The following is a 794-nucleotide window of genomic DNA, read 5'->3' on the forward strand; positions in this document are numbered from 1 at the left end:
GCCGCGGCGGCGACGGTCGCCTTGATCTTGCCAGCCTCGACGCGGCTGCGGTAATGCTCGCTGATGCGCTGGCGGCCGCGCTCGAGCGCGGCGCCGTCCTGCTCGAGCAGGGTCACGCCGAGGCCGGCGTCGAGCGCGCTGATCGCGATGCCGGTGCCCATGGTGCCGGCGCCGATGACGGCGATCTGCTGCAGCGCGCGCGGCGGGGCCTGCAGCTCGGCGGGCAGCTTGCTCGCCTCGCGCTCGGCCTTGAACTGGTAGCGCAGCGCGCGCGCCGGGGTCGTGGGCACCAGGCCCAGGAACAGCTGGCGCTCAAGCGCCAGGCCCTGCTCGAACGGCTGCGCCGTGGCCGCCACGGCGTCGAGCACGGCGGCATAGGCCGGCTGCAGCCGCTGGCGCGCGTTCAGCTTGAATCGGGCCTGCTCGACCTGGGCCGCCACGGCGTCGGCGTCGAGCTGGCGGTCGCGGGCACGCGGCAACTGCGCGCCCTGGGCGGCAAGCTCGCTGGCGCGCGCGCAGGCCGCGGCCAGCAGGTCGGCAGCCACCACCTGGTCGAACAGGCCGCTGTCGGCCAACTGGCGGGCGCTGCGCGGCTGGCCCGACAGGATCATCTCGAGCCCGGTCGCGACGCCGACCAGGCGCGGCAGGCGCTGGGTGCCGCCCGAGCCCGGGATCAGGCCCAGGCTGATCTCGGGCAGGCCGACCCTGGCGCCCTCGAGCGCGACCCGGCCGTGGCAGCTCAGCGCCAGCTCGAGGCCGCCGCCGAGCGCCACGCCCGCGATCGCCGCGACCAC

General features: G+C 76.7%; 1 protein-coding gene. It reads right to left on the bottom strand.

Annotated elements, in window-relative coordinates:
- A partial coding sequence (locus C6P64_RS18745; RefSeq protein WP_211296883.1) for an enoyl-CoA hydratase-related protein occupies positions 1-794 on the bottom strand: 794 nt, incomplete at both ends.

Source organism: Malikia granosa (assembly GCF_002980595.1).
Lineage (GTDB): Bacteria > Pseudomonadota > Gammaproteobacteria > Burkholderiales > Burkholderiaceae_C > Malikia > Malikia granosa.